The sequence below is a fragment of the Aeromonas bestiarum genome (genome assembly GCF_028751155.1).
GTDB classification, from domain to species: Bacteria; Pseudomonadota; Gammaproteobacteria; order Enterobacterales; family Aeromonadaceae; genus Aeromonas; species Aeromonas bestiarum.
Genome location: NZ_CP064746.1, coordinates 2,613,919 through 2,631,931 on the forward strand (window position 1 = coordinate 2,613,919; position 18,013 = coordinate 2,631,931).

General features: G+C 63.6%; 21 protein-coding genes. 20 read left to right on the forward strand and 1 reads right to left on the reverse strand.

The window, feature by feature from the left end; translation table 11 throughout:
* Position 1 precedes the first annotated feature (1 nt).
* From IU367_RS12165 to IU367_RS12240, 16 genes are read left to right on the forward strand one after another with little or no spacing between them, the layout of a single operon-like run.
* Positions 2-211 carry a TraR/DksA family transcriptional regulator gene (locus IU367_RS12165; protein WP_042871617.1) on the forward strand — a complete coding sequence of 70 codons (210 nt, stop codon included), beginning with the start codon at positions 2-4 and terminating at the stop codon, positions 209-211.
* 25 nt (positions 212-236) lie between these two features.
* Complete coding sequence (locus tag IU367_RS12170; protein WP_274452017.1) at positions 237-548, forward strand: phage holin, lambda family; 312 nt, start codon at positions 237-239, stop codon at positions 546-548.
* A gap of 1 nt (position 549) precedes the next feature.
* Complete coding sequence (locus IU367_RS12175) at positions 550-1,029, forward strand: TIGR02594 family protein (RefSeq protein ID WP_274452018.1); 480 nt, start codon at positions 550-552, stop codon at positions 1,027-1,029.
* The gene (locus IU367_RS12180; RefSeq protein WP_274452019.1) at positions 1,026-1,460 is read left to right on the forward strand and encodes a hypothetical protein; all 435 of its coding nucleotides are present in this window, start codon (positions 1,026-1,028) and stop codon (positions 1,458-1,460) included. Before IU367_RS12175 ends, IU367_RS12180 begins: the two co-directional genes overlap by 4 nt.
* Positions 1,357-1,587: an Rz1-like lysis system protein LysC gene (lysC, locus tag IU367_RS12185; protein WP_274452020.1), complete on the forward strand. Its 231-nt coding sequence runs from the start codon at positions 1,357-1,359 to the stop codon at positions 1,585-1,587. Before IU367_RS12180 ends, lysC begins: the two co-directional genes overlap by 104 nt.
* On the forward strand, positions 1,584-1,844 hold the full coding sequence (locus IU367_RS12190) for a putative phage tail assembly chaperone (protein ID WP_226169276.1): 261 nt from the start codon (positions 1,584-1,586) through the stop codon (positions 1,842-1,844). The genes lysC and IU367_RS12190 overlap by 4 nt, the downstream gene beginning before the upstream one ends.
* Before the next feature lie 44 nt (positions 1,845-1,888).
* Positions 1,889-2,029, forward strand: coding sequence for a DUF6890 family protein (locus IU367_RS12195; RefSeq protein ID WP_274452021.1), 141 nt, complete (start codon positions 1,889-1,891; stop codon positions 2,027-2,029).
* Between the two features lie 9 nt (positions 2,030-2,038).
* Entirely contained in the window at positions 2,039-3,955 is a 1,917-nt protein-coding gene (locus tag IU367_RS12200; RefSeq protein WP_274452022.1) for a phage tail tape measure protein, read from the forward strand.
* Positions 3,955-4,293 carry a DUF2590 family protein gene (locus IU367_RS12205; protein ID WP_274452023.1) on the forward strand — a complete coding sequence of 113 codons (339 nt, stop codon included), beginning with the start codon at positions 3,955-3,957 and terminating at the stop codon, positions 4,291-4,293. Before IU367_RS12200 ends, IU367_RS12205 begins: the two co-directional genes overlap by 1 nt.
* Positions 4,290-5,477 (forward strand): baseplate J/gp47 family protein, encoded by a 1,188-nt coding sequence (locus tag IU367_RS12210; RefSeq protein ID WP_274452024.1) that lies wholly within the window; start codon positions 4,290-4,292, stop codon positions 5,475-5,477. Before IU367_RS12205 ends, IU367_RS12210 begins: the two co-directional genes overlap by 4 nt.
* Positions 5,470-6,072 carry a phage tail protein gene (locus IU367_RS12215; protein WP_274452025.1) on the forward strand — a complete coding sequence of 201 codons (603 nt, stop codon included), beginning with the start codon at positions 5,470-5,472 and terminating at the stop codon, positions 6,070-6,072. Before IU367_RS12210 ends, IU367_RS12215 begins: the two co-directional genes overlap by 8 nt.
* Positions 6,069-8,159, forward strand: a complete 2,091-nt coding sequence (locus IU367_RS12220; RefSeq protein ID WP_274452026.1) for a phage tail-collar fiber domain-containing protein — start codon at positions 6,069-6,071, stop codon at positions 8,157-8,159. Before IU367_RS12215 ends, IU367_RS12220 begins: the two co-directional genes overlap by 4 nt.
* 14 nt (positions 8,160-8,173) lie before the next feature.
* A complete protein-coding gene (locus IU367_RS12225; protein WP_274452027.1) occupies positions 8,174-8,599 on the forward strand; it encodes a tail fiber assembly protein in 426 nt (141 codons plus the stop codon).
* The gene (locus IU367_RS12230) at positions 8,596-9,477 is read left to right on the forward strand and encodes a hypothetical protein (RefSeq protein ID WP_274452028.1); all 882 of its coding nucleotides are present in this window, start codon (positions 8,596-8,598) and stop codon (positions 9,475-9,477) included. The genes IU367_RS12225 and IU367_RS12230 overlap by 4 nt, the downstream gene beginning before the upstream one ends.
* Positions 9,474-10,022: a baseplate complex protein gene (locus IU367_RS12235; RefSeq protein WP_274452029.1), complete on the forward strand. Its 549-nt coding sequence runs from the start codon at positions 9,474-9,476 to the stop codon at positions 10,020-10,022. The genes IU367_RS12230 and IU367_RS12235 overlap by 4 nt, the downstream gene beginning before the upstream one ends.
* Positions 10,019-11,632, forward strand: a complete 1,614-nt coding sequence (locus tag IU367_RS12240; RefSeq protein ID WP_274452030.1) for a hypothetical protein — start codon at positions 10,019-10,021, stop codon at positions 11,630-11,632. Before IU367_RS12235 ends, IU367_RS12240 begins: the two co-directional genes overlap by 4 nt.
* Before the next feature lie 753 nt (positions 11,633-12,385).
* Here the strand turns inward: IU367_RS12240 and IU367_RS12245 are convergent.
* Positions 12,386-13,192 (reverse strand): crotonase/enoyl-CoA hydratase family protein, encoded by an 807-nt coding sequence (locus IU367_RS12245; protein WP_274452031.1) that lies wholly within the window; start codon positions 13,190-13,192, stop codon positions 12,386-12,388.
* A 187-nt stretch (positions 13,193-13,379) separates the two neighbouring features.
* On the opposite strand from IU367_RS12245, the gene IU367_RS12250 reads away from it, so the two are divergent.
* From IU367_RS12250 to IU367_RS12265, 4 genes are all read left to right on the forward strand, one after another.
* Complete coding sequence (locus IU367_RS12250; RefSeq protein ID WP_274452032.1) at positions 13,380-15,167, forward strand: putative nucleotidyltransferase substrate binding domain-containing protein; 1,788 nt, start codon at positions 13,380-13,382, stop codon at positions 15,165-15,167.
* Between the two features lie 2 nt (positions 15,168-15,169).
* On the forward strand, positions 15,170-15,796 hold the full coding sequence (locus IU367_RS12255; RefSeq protein WP_274452033.1) for a 3'-5' exonuclease: 627 nt from the start codon (positions 15,170-15,172) through the stop codon (positions 15,794-15,796).
* Between the two features lie 109 nt (positions 15,797-15,905).
* Positions 15,906-16,217, forward strand: a complete 312-nt coding sequence (locus IU367_RS12260; RefSeq protein WP_043136310.1) for a DUF485 domain-containing protein — start codon at positions 15,906-15,908, stop codon at positions 16,215-16,217.
* Positions 16,214-17,869, forward strand: coding sequence for a cation acetate symporter (locus IU367_RS12265; RefSeq protein WP_098984201.1), 1,656 nt, complete (start codon positions 16,214-16,216; stop codon positions 17,867-17,869). Before IU367_RS12260 ends, IU367_RS12265 begins: the two co-directional genes overlap by 4 nt.
* The last annotated feature ends 144 nt before the right edge of the window (positions 17,870-18,013 follow it).

Sequence of the window (18,013 nt, forward strand, 5' to 3'; positions counted from 1 at the left end):
GATGGATCTGATCGACCGTGCCAACCAACACGCCGAGCGGATGCTGGCGGCCCAGCTGGATAGCCAGCTTGGCCGCAGCCACTACCAGGGCGAGAGCTTGCACCTTTGCGAAGCGTGCGATGACCCGATCCCGGAGGAACGCCGCCAGCGAGTACCCGGGGTGCGCAAATGTGTGCCCTGCCAGAGCCGCGCAGAGCGTCGCGGCCAATAAGCATCGAGAACGGGATATGAACCCTATGCCAAACAAAGACCCCACCCTCTGGGCCGCCATGCTGACCTGGTTGATGGATAACTGGCCCGCTGTCTATGGGGCACTGCTGGCGCTGGCCATCGCCTTCCTGCGCATCACCTATGCCGGTGGGCGGGGTCGCCGCCGGCTGATCGAATCCTTGCTGTGCGGCCTCATCACTCTGGCTGCTGCCACCGGGACCCACTTGCTCGGGATCCCCCAGGAGGCCACCCCGTTACTGGGTGGCATGGTGGGACTGCTTGGGATCGACATCATCCGCGACCGGGCCGCACTGATGTTCAACAAGAAGGAAAACTGACATGTCACTGCGCTGGATTGAAGAGGCCCGCCAGTTCTTGGGCCTGAAAGAGATAAAAGGGCCCAAGCATGCCCAGGCCATCCTGGACATGTGGAAGGCAATCAAGCGGGGCGGCATCAAAGACGATGAAACCCCGTGGTGCGCCGCCTTTGTCGGGGCTTGCCTGGAACGGGTCGGCATCCAGTCAACCCGCTTTGAGAGTGCCAAAAGCTACTTGGGATGGGGCGAGAAACTGGATAGCCCCGTGCCAGGCTGCGTGGTGGTGTTCACCCGTGACGGTGGTGGTCATGTGGGGTTCGTGGTCGGCAAGTCACCCTCCGGCAACCTGTTGGTGCTCGGTGGCAACCAAGGGGATGAGGTGAATATCCGTGAATTTCCGCTGACCCGCGTCACCGGCTACCGCTGGCCGCTGCATGAACCGATGCCGGCCGGTGAGCTGCCCATAGGTACCCCTGCCCAGTTGTCGATGGGGGAAGCATGAGCACGCTCATCCGGTTCCTGCCGACCATCATCGGCTTTGTGCTTGGCACCATTCTGTTTACCCAAGGCGAACGACTCACGCAGCGCACCAAGGAGCTGGCCAACGCCAACGACACCATCAACATCCTGCAGGCAGTCAACACCCAGCAAGCGACCGCCCTCCAGGAACTGCTGATGCAGGCAAAGGGTCTGCGCTTACTGCTTAACGACCAGAACGCGGCATTGACCGAGCTCGACAACCAGAACAGGAAAACCGCCGATGAACTGCAACACGCCCTGGCCACACCGCCGGCGGGCCGCCCAGATTGCGCTCGCGAGCCTCTGCCTGGTGGCGCTTTGCGCCTGCTCCAGCCAGCCCACCGCAGTGGTGCAAACCCAGGTAGTGAAGCGACTGCCGCCGCCGGGGCTGGTGCCCCACTGCCCGGAGCCTGAATTCACGGGGAGCACCTACGGCGACGCCGTGCGGTTTATCCCCACCCTGCAGACGGCCATGCGCCGCTGCCAGACCCAACTCAACACCCTGAACCATTGGATTGAACAAGAGGAAACCACCCCATGAGCAAAAAAATCACCCTGACCATCGCCGGTACCGACATCAGCTTTGAACCGACCATGACCGCCTACAACGGCTTCATCAACGACATGATGCCCAACGACAAGGTGGCGCCGGCCCACAACTACCTGAAGAAGATCGTCTGCACCGAGAGCAAAGAGGCGCTCGATGATCTGCTCAAGCGTCCCAGCGCTGCGCTGCAGCTGGCGGGCGCGATCAACAAAGAGTTCGCCCCTGATCTGGAAATCACCGTAAAAAACTGACCGCGCGTGCCGAGGCCATCGAGCGCAACCAGCTTGAACAAGTATTGGCGCTGCGACGCTACTACCTGCCCCATGAGGATGACGACATCGAGAGCCTGGCCCGCGCTACCTGGTTAGACAAGTACCACCGAGATTCCAACGCCATCGCCGTGGCCGAGGGCATCGCCAAAGCACTGAACGGATAAGAGACCCCTATGGCCTGGATGGAAAAATTGATGATGCAGGTGGCGTTGGTTGACCAGGTCACCAAGCCCCTTGCCGGCATCAATGCCCAGATGGACAAGGTCAGCAAGGCTGGCCGCCAGGGCTGGGGCAGCATGGCCATGGGGGCCACCACCGTCGCCGGCGGCGTCATGGCGATCCAGGGGGCTCTGGGCCCCGCCATCGAAATGGATCGGGCGCTGGCGGAAGTGGCCTCTCTCGATGTGCAAAAGGATGTGCTCGGGGCGCTCGGTCGCGAGGCGCTCAAACTCTCCATCCAGTATGGTGAGTCGGCCACCGAGATCGTGCGCTCCTCCTACGATATCCAATCCGCGATCGCCGGGCTGGAGGGCAATGAACTGCCCGCTTTTACCCGCGCCTCCACCACCCTGGCCAAGGCCACCAAAGCCGATACCGCCACCATCACCAACTACATGGGCACCATGTACGGCATCTTCGAACAGCAGGCCAAGCAGATGGGCAAGGCCAACTGGGTCGAAGATGTGGCCGGCAAGACCGCGCTGGCGGTGCAGCTGTTCAAGACCACCGGCCAGGGCATGGCCGATGCCTTTGGGGCGATCGGTGCCAACGCCACCGCCGCGGGCGTCTCGATGGATGAGCAGTTCGCCGTGATCGGCCAACTGCAGGCCACCATGAGTGGCGGCGAGGCCGGTACCAAGTTCAAGTCGTTCCTGGCTGGTGTCGGTGGCGCTCAGAAGGCGCTCGGCATGCAGTTCACCGACTCGGCAGGCAACATGCTGCCGGTGCTGACCATCCTGGACAAGCTCAAGATGCGTTACGGCGAGACCATGAGCGTGGCCGAGGGGGACGAGCTCAAGAAGGCCTTCGGCTCGGATGAGGCAGTCGCCATGATCAAGCTGCTGATGACCAACACCAAGGGGCTGGCCACCAACATCAACGCGCTGGCCAACACCCACGGCATGGGCAAGGCCGAGCAGATGGCCGCCTCCATGACCGACCAGTGGGAACGGGTGACACAGGGATGGTTCGCCATTCGTGCCGCCGCCTTCGGGGTGGTGCTACCTGCCATCAATGCGGTGGTCGGCGTCTTTGCCGATGGCGCCAATGATGTGCTGCGCTGGACGCACCTCTTCCCGAACCTGACCAAGGTGGTGAGCTATACCCTGCTCGCCATCGTCGGACTGAGTATGGTCACCGGGGTGTGGATGCTGGTTGCCGGGCTCGCCAAGCTGGCCACCCTGGGGCTCGGCATCGCCTGGACCGTCATCATGGCGCCGCTCAACCTGCTCAAAGCCGGGCTGGTTGCCTTTCGCGCCATCATGCTGGCCGTCAACATTGCCATGTATGCCAACCCCATCGGCCTGATCATCGCGGGCATTGTGCTGCTGATCGGCACCGTCGCGGCGGTCATCTACTACTGGGACGACCTGAAAAAGACCCTGGCAGACTGGGGCGTGTTCGACGCCATCCAGGCGATGATCGATGGAGCAGCCGCCGGCTGGGCCAACTTCATGCAGTTGCTTGCCAACCTAAGTCCCTTCCAGTTGCTGGGCAAAGCCGTGGACTGGTTGATCGACAAGCTCAACATGATCCCGGGCGTCAACATCGAGCTCGGCAGCATGCCGGATCTCGCCATGCCGAGCATGCCGCCACTGAATGTGCCGGTCATGCCCGGGGTGATGAATGTGCCAGCGCAAGAGCGACAACAGGAGACGGTCAACGCGCCCCTCGCCCGCTACCGCCAGCAAGACCAGAGCAAGGTGCCATCCGGTGGCATTGGCCAGCAGCTGATCCAGGCCAACGCGGCCGCGACCTCTGCCAACCAGAAGCCGGCCAAGTCCCTGCACGTCGGCGAGGTGCACATCACCAACCAGAACCCGATGACCCCGGAGCAGATGGCCGAGAACGTCTGGCTGGAGACCAAATGATGAATGACCCCCTGACCCACGAACCTAAGTACATCGATCTCCTGGTCGTCAACGGCGCCTGGCAACTCGATGCCGGCGGCCAGCCGCGCTACACCCAGGACCGCCACAGCATCGGTCAGGACATCAAGCACCGCATCATGGAGTCGGGGCTCGCCCGCAAGCTCATTGGCGAGCGCAGCCCGACCCTGCGCAGCGACGTGATGACCGAGATTGAACTGCTGGTAGAAGACGACGAGCGGCTGGTGCCCGGCACCATCCTCATCCGTGAAGAGGTCCCCGACCGGGTGCTGGTCACCGCTCGCACCTATGAATTCGGCGATTTGGAGGTAACCCTGTGAACCTGCGCCCGACCGTGGACTTTATGGCCCTGCTGGCCGAGACCGGCGTCCCAACCACCGAACAGGCCATGGAGGCCGAGCTCAAAAAGGAGGTGGTGGCCGCCGGCTCCCTCATCACCAACGACAGCGACGTGAGCCCATTCTGGCGGCTGGTGCGCGGGGTGGTTATAACCCCGGCGCTCTGGCTGGTCCGTACCCTGCTGGCCGGCCATGTGCTGCCCAACACCTTCGCAGCCACCGCCACCGATGCCTATCTCGACCTCAAGGCCTGGGATGTGGACTTGACCCGCAAGGCGGCCCAGACCACACGGGGCCTGGTCAACTTCGTCAAGGCTAATCCGAGCGAGGCCGCCACCATCCCGGCCGATATCTGGATCGCCACCGAGCGCATCAACGGCACCATCTACCGCCTCAAACCCCTGCAGGCGGTAGTGAGCCCCGCCGGCGAAGCGGTTGCCCGGGTGGTCTGCGAGGCGGAGTTTGCCGGCAGCGCCTGGAATCTGGCGCCGGGCTATTACAACCTGCTCAGTGAACCGGTGACCGGCATCCTGTCGGCCCGCAACGATGACAAGGAATGGATCACCACCCAGGGCGCCGATGCCGAGGGCAACGACGCGCTCGGCCTGCGCATCCAGAACCAGTTTTCGGCGGTGGGTCGCTACCACATCGACGCGATTTACCGCTCCATGCTGGCAAACGTGGCGGGGATCCGGGCCGATCACATCTTCTTTGAACATGAAGGCCCCCGTGGCCCGGGTACCGCCAATGCCTACATCCTGCTGGAGGTGGGCGCGACCCCAGCCAGCCTCATTGAGCAGCTCAACGACTACGTGGGCCGCCAGGGCAACCATGGACATGGGGATGACCTGTTCGTGATGCCCATGCCCGAAACCCAGCACAGCCTGACGCTGGAGCTCTGGCCCCAGCCCAACCTCTCCGATGAGCAGTTGGCCGCGCTCAAGGCGGGCGCCGAGAATCTGGTCAAGGCGGCGTTTCGCCAGTCGGCGGACTTTCCGGCCGTGACCCGTACCTGGCCGCGCTCGCGCTTCTCGCTCTCGCAGCTGGGCCGCGAGCTGCACAGCCAGTTCCCGCAGCTGCAGAGCCTCAAGTTTGCGCAGGATGACATCGTGTCGGGGCTGGCCATCCCGCGCCTCGACAAGCTGGCGGTGACCCTGCATGAGTAACCCGACCCCGCTTGAACACGGCCGGCAGGCGCCGGTGCTACCCGATGCCAGCGCCCCCTGGTGGGAAGACGGTTACACCATCAGCCCGGCCCACGCCGAGCCCGGGTTTCTGGCGCGTGGCATCAACGCCTTCTGGCAGCGGCTCAAAGGCTGGCTGTTGCTGCCGCTGGCCCAGCAAGACCCGCTGACCTGCTCGGAGTCCCTGCTCTCGCTGCTCGCCTGGGAGCGTGACATCACCCGCTTCAACGGCGAGCCGCTGCTGCTCTTTCGCAAACGAGTCAAATTCGCCTTTGTGAACGCCCGGGACGCCGGTGAGGTGGCCGGCTTTAAGCGCATTTTTGAGCGCCTGGGCATCGGCTGGTGTGACATCCACGAACGCCAGGCCGGCGCCCCCTGGGACGTCATCACCATCGAGGTGACCGACGGCGCCATCGCAGCCAACCAGAAACTGATGGAAACCCTCATTCAACACTATGGCCGCACCTGCCGCCGCTATCGCTTTCAGGTGGTTTACCCGGTCACCGGCACCCTGCGGTTCGGTCGTATCGACATGAGCCAGCAGGTGTTCGGCGCATCACTCAAGAGGAACGCATGAGCCAAATCATTACCAACGCCTTCTCCCGCTACTGGCAGGAGTGCCTCGCCACCCAGGCACCGGTGGTGCTCGATGAGTTCGTGCTGGCCAACGTGCCGGATCTCGATCCCGATGCCGCCATCAACCCGGACAGCGGCCTGCCGCAGGCGGGCCAGATTGTGCACCGCCACCCGGTGGACCAGCGCGGGCGTATCAACAACGATGCAGTGGCTTACACCATCGTAATGGACACCACGGTCGGCGATTTCAGCTTCAACGCCATGTACCTCATCAACAAGGCCACCGGCGTGGTGGGGATGATTGTGCACAAGGGGCTGGAGACCAAACTCAAGACCAATGAGGCCACCGGCCAGACCGGCAACAGCCTGGTGAAATCCATGCTGATGGAGTACGACCGGGCGGCTGAGGCCACCGCCACCCACGTGGACGCCAGCACCTGGCAGATAGACTATGCCGCCCGCCTGCGCGGGATGGACGACGACCTGCGCCTGCAGGCGCTGCAGTTCTTCGGGCCGGCCACCTTCTACGGCAACGGCTTTAACTTAGGTATCGAGTCCGGGGTCTACAAGGTGCAACCCGGGGTGGCCTACGTGGGCGGCCTGCGGGCGGAGCTGAACGAGGTCAAGAAGGTGACCCCGGGAGCCAAGCCGGTGGGGCTCTGGCTCGACATCTACCGGGCGGGCTCCTTGCTCGATGCCTGGGTGAATCACTTCACTCTGACCTTAAGCGTGCCAGAGCTCACCGACTACCTAGACAGCAACGGCTATCAGCACCATGTGGCCAAGGTGGCCATCGTCAATGCCAATGGCAGCGTCACCGACGTGCGCCGCAAGCGCACCATCGAGCTGACCGGGGACGTGGCCGGCAAGGGCATCCTGGAAGATGCCCAAGGCGTCACCATCGCGGTGGAGATAAAAGACGGCAGCCACCGCCACCGGTGGAATGAGCTCGACCAGATACCGGCCACCGCCAGCCGCTGGCCTAGCTATAGCGAGGTGACCAACAAACCGGATCTGGCTGCTGCCAACCACACCCACCCGGGCACGCTGACCAATCCGATCCCGCTGGCCAAGGAAGACCTGAACACCCTCATCACCCCCAGCGTGTTTCGCCAGGAGTCCGATGCCAATGCCGCGGCCTCACTCAACTATCCCGAGCCTAAAGCCGGCTCCCTGACAGTGACCGTCGGCGCCGGGGTGCAGCAGCGTTACCACGTCTACAACACCAGCCGGGTCTATACCCGCGCCCAGTACAACACCGGGGCCTTCACACCCTGGGCCCGGGATTACAACACCCTGAACAAGCCGAGCGCCGATGACGTGGGTCTGGGCAAGCTCGCCAACATTGCCCCCAGTTACGATCCATCGGCCAACACCTATGCCCTACGCGACGGCTCCGGCGATCTCCTAGTCCGCACCTTGCGCACCAACCTGGTTGATGAACAACGTATGGTCGGCGCCGTGGCCTTTCGGGTCGACTACGGCAACGACAGCTATCTGCGCTACTGCGCCAGCCAGACTGCGTTTCGTCAGTGGCTCAACCAGGCAGCCACTGGCTGGGAGGTGGGCTGGCGCTTAGGGATCTCGGATCCCAACTACGCAATGACCGAATACCACATCCCGGGCAAATGGGCGGTGATGACCTACCTTGCGACCGATGGCGCGTTTCGGATTGCTTCCTCCAACGGTCAAGGGGGAGCCACCGCCACCCGCCTGACGATTGATGCCGCAGGGAACGGCTCCTTTGTGGGCACGGTGAATGACGGCACGGGCCGTTGCTACAGCCCGGGAAACCAGCCCCACTACACCCACAACCACACGGCCGCGCAAGGCAACCAGGACATCGTCGCCAGCGGTTGGGGGCAGGTAGGTACCTACATGATGGCCGCTGTGATCCCGGGCCATGCCGCGGCCATGAATCCATCTGCCACCATCGCCGGCTCGTCGCTGCGCCCTGCCAACGCCTCCGAGTGGGGCCAGAATCGCGATTGGGCCTTGCCGGGCACCTGGAAGTGCTTGGGGTTCGTCACAGATAACAGCGATGACCGCTGGGATGACCGCACCACCCTGTGGATCCGGGTTGCATAAGAGAGGAGAACATCATGGAACGCATTGAAGTGCTAACCGCTGCGAACCCACGCCATTACGCAGCGGATCCCGACAGCATCACCCTGGACGTGCTGTTTGCCCACCTGCCTGAGCAGGTGCAGTTCGCCGCCCGCAAGGATGACTCGGAGGAGCATGGCCGCGAGCTCTACAGCCGGGCTGTATTTGGCGAGTTTGGCGATATCGAGGTGATCACCCTCGCGCCGCCGACCGAGACGCAGCAGCAGGCCCGCCTCACGACGCTGCTCAAACAGGCCGCCACCACCATGGCGCCGCTGGAGGATGCCGAGGCGTTGGGCATCATCAGCGAGGCCGAACGCAAACAGCTCACCGCCTGGCAGCGCTACCGGGTCGCCCTCTACCGCCTGCCACAAAGTGAAGGCTGGCCCACCGAGGTCAACTGGCCAGAGATGCCGCAATGAGTTGGACACAAGGGGCGCTACGCTGGCCGGCCAGTGCCGCCAGCCTGCAGGCCAACGCCCAGGGCGTGCTGGCCCAGATCCCGGCCACCCAAACCAGTGCTATGGCGCGCCTACAGAGCGTGGCCGAGCGTGCCCAATACCCACGCAGCCCGCTAAGCGAGGCGGCCACCGCGCTGGCGGGTCTGCGCGCCGAGCTCGACCAGTTGCTGGTCACTGGCCGTTGTCTGACCGTCACCCCCTACCAGCACGGGGTCGGCCAACAGCAGGGACAACAATTCAGCTTGGCCGCCCCCAATGCGGTGGCCACCCTGGCCGCCAAGCTGCAGGACGGGGCTGATCCCCTTCTGCCCAGCGGGCAACTGCATGCCCTCGCCTGGCTGGTCACCGGCAATAGCGCCGAGGAGCTGGCCAGGCAGCTGGCTATCCTCTGCGCCCTGCTGCCACTGCCGGAGTGGTGCGCCACCCTGCGGCGCCTTCACGCCAACAACGACACCATGAGCCAGCCCACGGCGGCCAAGGTGCCGCGCTGGCGCGCCGATGAGCCGCTGAGCTGGGCACCACTGCGCCCGGCCCGCATGGTGTTGGGGGCAGAGCTGGCCCAGCTGGAGAGCCTGGCCCGTGACAGCCAGACCCCGATCGCCAAGCTGCAGGGACTGGCGACACGCCGCACCGCTCGCCTGGCACAACTCGCCGAGACCTTGGCCAAGCTGGGCACGCTGTCCGGCACGCTCTGGCACTGGCAAGGTCAGGGGGATACGGCCAGCCTCGCCACCCAGCTCGGGCAGAGCTCCCCACCCGACCACAGCCAGAGCATGACTGTTGGGGCTCTGCTGCTCTCCCCCTCCCCGCTCACCTTCTGGCAGGAGTTAACCCCATGAGCCAAGCCATGCTGACCCTCGATGGCGAGCCCATCGTCATGAAGTCGATGCGGGTATCCGCATCGATGCAGTTTCAGGACAAGGACCAGAGCGGCCAGACCAGCTCAACCAGCAGCGCCGAACAGGGCGCCAAGGGCAAGGAGCTCGACGTATCCGGCCTCATCCCGTTCAAGGATGAGCGCATGCTCAGCCGGCTGTTTGAGTTGGCCGATGCCAAGGGCAATGGCGGCAAACGCCACGTCTACCGGGTCGGCTCGCTCCTGGCCAAGTCGGTGAAGGTGCGCCAGGCCAAGTTTGCCGGGCGCATCACCGCCAGCGAACAGGAGGGGCTGCTGGCCTGGCAGGTGCAGTTCACCTTGAAAGAGTTCAACTCGGTACCGGAGAAGCGCGAACAACGCTTGCCGAAGAAAGCCCCCACCGTGGGCCAGAGTACCGCCAACACCAGCACCGCCAAGCCAGGCGCCAAAGGGACTGGCGACGACGAGCAAGACCTCAGCAGCTTCGAGCGCTATGTGCTCAAACCGATGGATGACATGCTGGCATGAAACTCTCCACGTCACTGACCCTCGCCGGCCAGCCGGTGCACCTGGTCGACCATGACCTGGTGTTGGACATCAACGCCGGCGGCCGCGCCGCCCTGACCATTGAAGGAACGGCCCGCAAGGGGCAGACCTTCACCTTGGACACCGGCTACAACGGCGACCTGCGCCGCTGGTTCACAGGTTACGTGTACGACGTGCAGCCTGCCGCCAATGGCGCCAGCAAGCTGCTGTGCCGCGAGCTGGCCGGTGCCCTGGGCTCACGGCTGCCGGTCAGCCAACAACATGCCACCCTGCGCGGCCTGCTGGCCTGGCTGACCGACCAGACCGGTCTGACCTTCCTGCTGCCCCAGGGCAGCGATTACACCGACCGGCCGATCCCCAACTTCACCAGCGCCGGCACCGGTTATCAGCTGCTCGACAACGCTGGCCGCGCCTTTGAGGTGCCCGACTTTGTCTGGTACCAGCAACCCAATGGCGCCATCTTTGTGGGCAGCCACGCCCACAGCCGCTGGCATGACAAGGAGGTCACGCTCGATCCCGCTTGGTCAGGCCGCCAGGCGGGCGACACCCTGACCCTGTCGCCGGTCCCGTCCATCCGGCCCGGTACCATCATCAACGGCAAGCGGGTGATGCGGGTGCGGCTCAAGGGCGACGAGATGACCCTGACCACGGCCACCCCGGGCAAGGTCACCAAGTCGCCAGAGCGGCGCAAGATAGAGGGGGAATTCCCGGAGCTGGCCGACAAGATGCACCTGCCCAAGTTCGGACGGGTCGAGGCCATCAGCGATCAGGCCAGCGCTGGCCAGCTCAATGACCCCTTTCGCCCCCGCTATGCGGTGGACGTGCAACTGCTGGGTGAGGATGGCCAGCCGGACAAGGCCGCCCCACTTTATCGGGCCGTGCCGCTGCCAGTGCAGTTCGGCGGGCAGGAGCAAGGCCTGCTGCAGTTCCCCATCGAGGGGACACTGGTTGAGCTGGGCTTTGCCTTTGGGCGGGCCGACCGGCCCTTTATCCGTACCGTGCTCGGCAGTGGCTGGTCCCTGCCGGACATCGCCCCGGGCGAGCAGTTGCAGCAGCAACGGGCCGAGGTGGCCAGCCGCACCGACACCGTGGGTAACCTCTCCCGCCACACCGACCGACGCCTGCATGACCAAGCCCTGCAGATGCACCACCAGAGTGACGACTACCTGGGGGAACATGGCCAGCATCAGCTGCAGGTAGCCCAGCACAGCATCGAGGAAGTGGGCGGGTTCAAGCTCATCGAGGCGCTGGGCGCCATCGAGCTGTTGGCCGGGGATGACCTCACCCTGGGGAGTCTGGGCAACATGAGCCAGACCACGGCGGGGGATCTGGTCGAGGTGGTGGGCCAGCTGCGCCGGGCGGTTGCCGGCGAACTGCAACACCTGGAGGCGCCCCGTTCGTGGATGGGGTCCGACAGCGTGAACATCTTCCGGCTGCTGCTGCAGCTGATGAACGTGGTAGAGCAGCTGGCCGCAGCCACTGCCAGCCACACCCACGGCAACGGGCCAGCCCCCGGTAACAGCGGGGCCATGACCGGACATGGCCAACAAGCCAAGCAGTTGGCCAGCCAGCTATCCCCCATCATCGAGTAAGCCACCAAGCAAAGAAGGCCCCACAAAGTGGGGCCTTCTTCTATCTGCCTGACAGCGCCTGAGCATGGCCAGGGAATGGCGCCGCATGAAGAAGCAGCCATCGGGCAGCGCTGCATCATACGTGAAGCATGCGCACGCTCACAGCCTCCCAGCGCATGGCGGCGACGCCCACCGCCGCGTCTGCGTCACGGAAACCGCGCTCTTCCGCTCCCGCCTGCGCGCCGCATCAATAAAATTTTTTGCAAAAGTGGATTACCGCAAAACCATAGGCCTAGAGCGCGCCAGATAAAGGATCTCGGCCGAGGTTAGGATCTGAAAGGATCGAAAGAAATTGCAGGGTTTTACAGTTTGAAAGGGGTCTGACTAGCGGCGTAGAAAACGTAAGTCATTGAATATATTGGGAGTAGCGTACTTTCCGTGGGGATTTGAACTATCTGGAAGGATCCTGCTTTCCGCGAGGGAACAGCTAGAAGGCGTTTTGTTTCAGACGCTTAGGTGCAAGAAGGGGTCCTCTGAGAACTGAAATTTTGAAGGGGGAATGTGACCCTGATGTACTTGTTGGCTTATCTCACGGAAAATAGAAGCCTGTGAGATGTGGTTGGCCCTATAAGCGTGGTCAGTTTGTCAGAGTCGTGGACACATTGCGGACACTAAAAACAAAAAGAGCTTATAAAACAAAGCATTATTGATTTATAAATGGCAGCCTCGGCTGCCATTTTTATTTGTTCTGCATCAGTCTGGGGTACGGGCCGCTCAGAGCGCGTTGCGCCTGGGTCCGAATGGCAAGCGCCAGCGAAACAGGCTGTTGAGGGTGGCGCGCCACTGATTGGGCCGCCCCAGGATCTGTCTCTGCAAACGGGTCTCTTCCTTGAGCATCACCTCATCGCTGCGAGCCCAGGCCTGATGGTAGAGCTGCTTGATCCCCGCCAGCGCGTCCGGCGACTTGGTGATGAGGGTCTTCGCAAACTCCCGCGCCTCTGCCAGCGGATCCTCGCAGACCCGGCTCACCAGCCCGAGGGATCTCGCCTCCAGCGCATCGCATTCACGCCCGCTCATGGCCAGCTCCATGGCTGTGTCCACCCCCATCAGGTTGCGCAGGGTGACGCTGCCGCTCATGTCGGGAATGATGCCCCACTTGATCTCCATCACCGAGAAGCGGCAATCCGGGGTGCTGAACCTAAAATCGGCCCCCAGCGCAATTTGCAGGCCGCCACCAAAACAGACCCCCTGGGTCACCGCAATCACGGGCACCGGCAGCTGATGCCAGCCGTAAGCCACCCGCTGGGCCAGGTTGGTCGCCTCATCCGCCTCGCGCTTGAGGATATCGAGCGCCGCCACCGGCTGCTTGAGCATGGATTTCACATCCAGTCCGGCGCAGAAGGCACGCCCTTCACCGTGCAGGATCACGGCCCGCAACCCCTTGTGCTGCGCGAGCTGCGTCAGCGTCTCGTCGATGGCGCCGAACATGCTTCTATCCAGCGCATTGAGCTTGTCCCCCCGCGCCAGTATCACTTCGGCGATGCCGTCCCGGATCTCGCACTTGACCCTTGGTTTTTCCATCTCCCTTGTCCTCTCCTTGATCCCTGTTGTTGACTCACTGGTCATACCACCACGTTATCAGAGTGTTATCGCCAGGTACAGCGAGGGCATATGTTTCCCGTTGCAGATGCCGCGTGCGACTAAAGTCGGCTGGCTCAGATGCTACCGCTTTGTCAGACTGACCTGACGCCACCGGCCAAGGATTGCCATGACCACCCTGTTCAACTTTTCCCGCCCGCCGTTTGACAGCCTGAGCGCCGAAGAGCGCCAGCGGCTCGCGCAGAGCCTCTCCATCTGCTATTTCCGCGCAGGTCAGGTGGTGCTCAACGCCGGTGATGTCCCGCCCGGCCTCTACCTCGTCATCAAGGGGGCGGTGGAGGAGTCGGCGCCTCACCACCACTTCGGTGACTACGGGGTCGATGATCTGTTCGACGTGCGTGCCCAGTTTGACGGCCGCTGTCGCCACAGCTTCACGGCGCTGGAAGATACCCTCTGCCAGCTGATCCCCCGCCACACCTTTCTGGCCCTCTGCGAGCAGGCGCCGGCGCTGGCCAGCTACTTCACCGCCAATCTGGTCGAGCGGCAACAGCAGCAGGAGCAACGGGAACAGCTGGGCCAGAAGAATCTGGCGGAATTTATCCTGACCCGCATCGAACCCGGCCATCTGCAGGCGCCGCTCGTCGTCGAAAACCGGCTCAGCCTGCTGGCGGCCACCGAGGCCATGGTGGCCAAAGGCACGGATTGCCTGCTCTACCCGGCGCCGGATGGCAGCCTGACCCTGGCGACCCGCAAGACACTGCTGCACGCCCTCACCCTGAAGGGACTGCCGCTGACTGCGCCACTCGCCGTGCTGACCCCGACACAGCTGATTGGCCTGCCGCTGGGCAGTTACCTGTTCGATGCCCTGTTATTGATGACCCGTCATCGCATCAAGCGGCTGGTCATCTGGCAACAAGGCGAGGTGGCGGGCATATTGCAGCTGACCCAGGTGCTGGGGCTCTTTTCCACCCACTCCCACGTGCTGACCCTGCGCATCGCCCGGGCAGACTCCCAGCCCGCACTGGAGGCGGTGGCCCGCGAGCAGCAACAGCTGACTCGCTCCCTGTTTGGCCAGGGGATCCACACCGCCTTCCTGATGCGGCTCATCGCCACCATCAACGAACAGCTGATCGCCAAGGCCTTTGCCCTGGTGATCCCGCCCGAGGTACAGGACAAGGTGTGCTTGCTGATGCTGGGCTCGGAGGGGCGCGGCGAGCAGATCCAGAAAACCGATCAGGACAATGCCCTGATCCTGCCCGCCGGCCTGCACTGGCCAAATCAGCAGGCCGACTTGGCCGCCTTCAGCGCCCTGCTCGAGCGGCTCGGTTATCCGCCCTGCCCCGGCCAGGTGATGGTCAACAACCCGAGCTGGGTGAAAGAGGTCAACGAGTGGCAACAGGAGATTGAGCGGGCCTGCGTCAACGCGGGCGAGGCCGACCTGCTCTGGCTCGCTACCCTGGCCGATGCCCACCCCATCGCCGGGGATCGCGGCCTGCTGCCTCCCGTCGCCCGCAAGCTGCGGGAGCAACTGGCCGATCGGCAGGATCTGCTGGCGGAGATGGTGCGGCCGGCGGTGGCCTTTCATGCGCCGCTGACCCTGTTTGGCCGGCTGGAGCGGGCGCCGGACGGGCTTGATCTCAAGCGGGGCGGCCTCTTCCCGCTGGTGCACGGCATCCGCATGCTGGCGCTGGAGGCGACCATTCTGGAGACCTCGACCCTGGGGCGCATCGAGGCGCTGGTGGCGTGCGATCGGCTCAGCGCCAGCTATGGCGCCAACCTGGCGGAGGCGTTCCGGCTCTTTATCCGCTTGCGCTTGCGCAGCCAGCTCAAGGGAGGCGACAGCCGGGTGCAGGTAAGCGAGCTCAGCCACGGCGAGCGGGATCTGCTGCGCCAAGCGCTGCATCAGGTGAAGAAATTCCAGCAGTGGCTCACCTTGCACTTTCGTCTGAGACAATAGGCATGTGGAACCACTGGCGACGCCGTTGGCTTGGTCGCGCCTTCCGTGAGGGAGAGTTCGCCCCGCTCTTCACCGCACCGCCGGGCGATGAGCGGATCGCCCTCGATTTCGAGACCACCAGCCTGGATCCCGAGCGGGCGGAGATAGTCTCCATCGGCGCCGTGCGCATCCAGGGCAACCGGCTGCTGACCGGAGAGGCGCTCACCCTCAAGGTGCAGCCACCCGCCAGTCTGAGCGCGCAATCCGTGGTGATCCACGGCCTGCGCCATCAGGATCTGCAACAGGGATTGACGCTGGAAGCCGCGCTGCGCCTGCTGCTCGACTTTATCGGCCCGCGCGAACTGGTGGGCTATCACATCGCCTACGACCTGCGCATTCTCAACCTGGCCTGCCAGAGACTATGGGGGCTGACCCTGCCCCAGCGGGGCATAGAGGTGAGCCGCCTCTATCATGACAGCCTCTATCGGCGCTATCCCGACGCCGCCATCGACTTGCATCTGGCCGCCATCTGCCAGCACCTGGCATTGCCTCCCCTGCCCGTCCACGACGCCCTGAGTGACGCCATCACGGCCGCCCTCATCTACCTGCGCCTGACCCAAGGCGGGCCACTGGCTTATCCCAAAGTCTAATTGCCCACCAATAACATTTAATTCACATTTCACTTACATGAGCAGGTCTGCTGCTCGGTAGGGACCTCCCTTCATCCACCGCTGACACTCAATGTCATGGAGAACTGCAATGGAACAGCAACCTTATCTTCGGATCCAGCAAGATCCCAACTTCCAGGAGCTGATCGCCAAGCGTCAGCGCTTCGCCTGGACCCTCTCCATCCTGATGTTGGGGCTCTACCTGGCCTTCATCATGCTCATCGCCTTTGCCCCCGGCTGGCTCGGCACCCCCTTGAGCCAGGGCTCCACCATCACCCGTGGCATCCCGGTCGGGGTGGGGCTGATCCTCGCCTCCTTCGTGCTGACCGGCATCTACGTGTTTCGGGCCAACGGCGAGTTTGACGAGTTGAACCAGAAGATCCTCAAGGGAGTGCAATCATGAAAGGCAAGTCTCTGCTGTTGCTGGCTACGCTGGCCTCTTCCCCCCTGCTGGCGGCCGACGCGCTGACCGGTGAAGTCCATCGCCAACCCCTCAACATCTCGGCCATCGTCATGTTCGTGATCTTCGTGGCGGGCACCCTGTTCATCACCTACTGGGCCTCCAAGCGCAACCGCTCGGCCTCCGACTACTATGCCGCCGGCGGCCGCATCACCGGCTTCCAGAACGGGCTGGCCATCGCCGGCGACTACATGTCCGCCGCCTCCTTCCTCGGCATCTCGGCCCTGGTCTACACCTCGGGCTACGATGGCCTCATCTACTCCATCGGCTTCCTGGTGGGCTGGCCCATCATACTGTTCCTGATCGCGGAGCGGCTGCGCAACCTCGGCAAATATACCTTTGCCGACGTGGCCTCCTACCGTCTCAAGCAGACCGAGGTCCGCACCCTCTCCGCCAGCGGCTCCCTGGTGGTGGTGGCGCTCTACCTGATCGCCCAGATGGTGGGGGCAGGCAAGCTCATCGAGCTGCTGTTCGGCCTGCAATACCACGTCGCCGTGGTGCTGGTCGGCATACTGATGGTGCTCTACGTGCTGTTTGGCGGCATGCTCGCCACCACCTGGGTGCAGATCATCAAGGCGGTGATGCTGCTCTCCGGTGCCAGCTTCATGGCCATCATGGTGATGAAGTCCGTCAACTTCGACATAGGCGCCCTGTTCAGCGAAGCGGTCAAGGTGCATGAGAAGGGCATCGCCATCATGAGCCCGGGCGGTCTGGTGGCCGATCCCATCTCCGCCATCTCGCTCGGTCTGGCCCTGATGTTCGGCACCGCCGGCCTGCCCCACATACTGATGCGCTTCTTCACCGTGAGCGATGCCAAGGAAGCGCGCAAGAGCGTGTTCTACGCCACCGGCTTCATCGGTTACTTCTACATACTGACCTTCATCATCGGCTTTGGCGCCATCCTGTTGGTCAGCACCAACCCGGCCTTCAAGGATGCCACCGGCGCCCTGCTGGGCGGCACCAACATGGCGGCCATTCACCTGGCCGATGCGGTCGGCGGCAGCCTGTTCCTCGGCTTCATCTCGGCCGTCGCCTTCGCCACCATACTGGCGGTGGTCTCGGGCCTGACCCTGGCGGGCGCCTCGGCGGTCTCCCACGACCTCTACGCCAGCGTCATCAAGAAGGGCAAGGCCAACGAAACCGACGAGCTGCGCGTCTCCAAGTACACCACTGTGGTGCTGGGAGTGGTCGCCATCGGTCTGGGGATCCTGTTCGAGAAGCAGAACATCGCCTTCATGGTGGGTCTGGCCTTCTCCATCGCGGCCAGCTGCAACTTCCCTGTGCTGTTCCTCTCCATGTTCTGGTCCCGTCTGACCACCCGCGGCGCCGTCTACGGTGGCTGGCTCGGGCTGGTCAGTGCGGTCAGCCTGATGATCCTGGGCCCGACCGTGTGGGTGAAGGTGCTGGGCCATGCCCAGGCCATCTTCCCCTACGAGTACCCTGCCCTCTTCTCCATGGCAGTGGCCTTCATCGGGATCTGGCTGTTCTCGGTCACCGACAAGTCGCAGAATGCGGCCGATGAGCACGCCAAGTTCCTGCCCCAGTTCGTCCGCTCACAAACCGGGCTGGGCGCCTCCAGCGCCACCGCCCACTAAACGCGGATCCCCTTTTGCAAGCCGGCCCTGTGCCGGCTTTTTTCATGGTCGCCCATCATGAGCGACAAGCCATGCGCAATGGGGGCGGATCACAGTTCTTGCTAAAACTTTTAGGGGATCTGTGCCATAATGCGCGCCATTTGG

What these genes read in the sequence shown, in the direction of transcription:
- IU367_RS12240 (WP_274452030.1), top strand. Translation starts at nt 10,019, where the DNA reads ATGAAACTCTCCACGTCACTGACCCTCGCCGGCCAGCCGGTGCACCTG.
- IU367_RS12260 (WP_043136310.1), top strand. Translation starts at nt 15,906, where the DNA reads ATGGAACAGCAACCTTATCTTCGGATCCAGCAAGATCCCAACTTCCAG.
- IU367_RS12165 (WP_042871617.1), top strand. Translation starts at nt 2, where the DNA reads ATGGATCTGATCGACCGTGCCAACCAACACGCCGAGCGGATGCTGGCG.
- IU367_RS12250 (WP_274452032.1), top strand. Translation starts at nt 13,380, where the DNA reads ATGACCACCCTGTTCAACTTTTCCCGCCCGCCGTTTGACAGCCTGAGC.
- IU367_RS12245 (WP_274452031.1), bottom strand. Translation starts at nt 13,192, where the DNA reads ATGGAAAAACCAAGGGTCAAGTGCGAGATCCGGGACGGCATCGCCGAA.
- IU367_RS12220 (WP_274452026.1), top strand. Translation starts at nt 6,069, where the DNA reads ATGAGCCAAATCATTACCAACGCCTTCTCCCGCTACTGGCAGGAGTGC.
- IU367_RS12205 (WP_274452023.1), top strand. Translation starts at nt 3,955, where the DNA reads ATGAATGACCCCCTGACCCACGAACCTAAGTACATCGATCTCCTGGTC.
- IU367_RS12200 (WP_274452022.1), top strand. Translation starts at nt 2,039, where the DNA reads ATGGCCTGGATGGAAAAATTGATGATGCAGGTGGCGTTGGTTGACCAG.
- IU367_RS12230 (WP_274452028.1), top strand. Translation starts at nt 8,596, where the DNA reads ATGAGTTGGACACAAGGGGCGCTACGCTGGCCGGCCAGTGCCGCCAGC.
- IU367_RS12265 (WP_098984201.1), top strand. Translation starts at nt 16,214, where the DNA reads ATGAAAGGCAAGTCTCTGCTGTTGCTGGCTACGCTGGCCTCTTCCCCC.
- IU367_RS12180 (WP_274452019.1), top strand. Translation starts at nt 1,026, where the DNA reads ATGAGCACGCTCATCCGGTTCCTGCCGACCATCATCGGCTTTGTGCTT.
- IU367_RS12170 (WP_274452017.1), top strand. Translation starts at nt 237, where the DNA reads ATGCCAAACAAAGACCCCACCCTCTGGGCCGCCATGCTGACCTGGTTG.
- IU367_RS12175 (WP_274452018.1), top strand. Translation starts at nt 550, where the DNA reads ATGTCACTGCGCTGGATTGAAGAGGCCCGCCAGTTCTTGGGCCTGAAA.
- IU367_RS12190 (WP_226169276.1), top strand. Translation starts at nt 1,584, where the DNA reads ATGAGCAAAAAAATCACCCTGACCATCGCCGGTACCGACATCAGCTTT.
- IU367_RS12235 (WP_274452029.1), top strand. Translation starts at nt 9,474, where the DNA reads ATGAGCCAAGCCATGCTGACCCTCGATGGCGAGCCCATCGTCATGAAG.
- IU367_RS12215 (WP_274452025.1), top strand. Translation starts at nt 5,470, where the DNA reads ATGAGTAACCCGACCCCGCTTGAACACGGCCGGCAGGCGCCGGTGCTA.
- IU367_RS12255 (WP_274452033.1), top strand. Translation starts at nt 15,170, where the DNA reads ATGTGGAACCACTGGCGACGCCGTTGGCTTGGTCGCGCCTTCCGTGAG.
- IU367_RS12225 (WP_274452027.1), top strand. Translation starts at nt 8,174, where the DNA reads ATGGAACGCATTGAAGTGCTAACCGCTGCGAACCCACGCCATTACGCA.